Annotated in this window: 1 protein-coding gene; it reads left to right on the top strand. The window is 75.4% G+C overall.

Going from position 1 to position 1,844, the window contains the following annotated elements:
• Nucleotides 1-1,844: type VI secretion system Vgr family protein (locus tag ACEZHJ_RS03980; protein WP_375036246.1), on the top strand; the 1,844-nt coding region annotated here is incomplete at both ends.

Here is a 1,844-nt window from a genome sequence, read left to right as displayed (position 1 = left end):
GCCGGGCTGCTCCCCCACCGCCTGGTCGGCGAGGAGGCGGTGAGCGCCCCCTTTCGCTACCGCCTCGACTGCCTCTGCCAGCGCGGCGATCTCGAGCTCAAGCACCTCATCGGCGCCCCCGCCCGGCTCGCCATCCGCCAGGCCGACGCCAGCGAGCGCCCCCTCCACGCCCTCGTCGCCGAGGCCGCCCGCCTCGGCGAGGACGGGGGGCTGAGCACCTACCAGCTCACCCTCGTGCCCTGGCTGTCGATGCTCGCGCTCGGGCGCGGCAGCCGCATCTTCCAGGACCGCTCGGTCCCCGGGATCGCCACCGCCGTGTTCGACGCCCACGCCCTCGCCCGCGGGCGCTACCGCTTCGATCTGCGCCGCGACTACCCCGCGCGCAGCTACTGCGTGCAGTACCGCGAGAGTGACCTGCACTTCATCAGCCGCCTCTTCGAGGAGGAGGGGCTGTTCTACTACTTCGTCCACGGCGGCGAGGCCGGCCACACCCTGGTGGTCACCGACGACGTCGACACCTGCCCCGCCGTCGAGCCCGCCACCATCCGCTTCCACCGCCAGGGCCCCACCGAGACCCGTGACACCCTCACCCAGTGGGGCGGGCGGCGCCGCGCGCAGCCCACCCGCGTGAGCCTCGCCACCTTCGACTACAAGCAGCCCTCGCTCGCCAGGCGCACCGTGCTCGATACCGCGCACGAGCGCGGCAACGCGCCCGCCGCCGAGCACTACGACTACGCCGGCGCCTACTACTACCGCGGCTTTGAGCGCGGCGGGCGCCTCGCCGCCAACCGCCTCGAGGCCTTCGACGCCCGCGCCCGGCGCTTCCACGGCACCGGCGGCGCCCGCCAGCTGCTCGCCGGCCACCGCTTCGAGCTCACCGAGCACCCGCTCCACGACACCGGCGGCGAGGCCGAGCGCCACTTCCTCGTGCTCGCCCTCAGCGTCCACGCCGAGAACGCCCTGCCCGTCAGCCCCGCGCTCCGCGCCCTGCCCGGCAGCCTCCAGCCCGACATCGACGCCGCCCGCCGCGCCCACGGCCTCGAGGCGCACGGCGACGAGCGCGAGGACTACCGCAGCGCCGGCACCGGCCACTACCTCGTCTCCCTCGAGGCCCAGCGCGCCCACATCCCCTACCGCCCCGCGCTCGAGCACCCCCGCCCCGTGCTCGCCGGCCCCCAGACCGCCACCGTCGTCGGCCCCGAGGGCGAGGAGATCCACACCGATCACCTCAACCGCGTGAAGGTCCGCTTCCACTGGGACCGCCTCGCGCGCGGCGACGAGCGCGACAGCTGCTGGCTGCGCGTCGCCGAACCCAGCGCCGGCGCCGGCTGGGGCGCGGTGTTCACCCCCCGCGTCGGCCAGGAGGTGCTCGTCGACTTCCTCGACGCCGACCCCGACCGACCGCTGATCACCGCGCGCGTGTTCAACGCCGCCACCCCGCCGCCGTGGCACAGCAACGGCCTGCTCTCGGGGCTGCGCTCCCGCGCCTACCGCGCCAGCGGCCACAACGAGCTCGTCTTCGACGACGCCACCGGCCAGCAGCGCCTGCGCCTGGCCAGCGACCACGCCGCCAGCCAGCTCAACCTCGGCTACCTCATCCACCAGCGCGACAACCACCGCGGTGCGCTGCGCGGCAACGGCTTCGAGCTGCGCTCCGACGCCTTCGGCGCCGTGCGCGCCAACCAGGGCCTCTACCTCACCACCTGGGGCCAGCCCGGTGCCGGCGGCGACCAGCTCGACCTCACCCCCGCGCGCGAGCAGCTCGCCAGCGCCCACCGCCTCGCCGAGCGCCTCTCCGGGAGCGCCACCGCCCACCGCGCCGAGGCGCTCGAGGCGCACACCGA

It is taken from the genome of Arhodomonas sp. KWT2 (assembly GCF_041949875.1).
In the GTDB taxonomy this organism is placed as follows: domain Bacteria; phylum Pseudomonadota; class Gammaproteobacteria; order Nitrococcales; family Nitrococcaceae; genus Arhodomonas; species Arhodomonas aquaeolei.
This window is presented reverse-complemented; position numbering and strand designations above follow the sequence as displayed.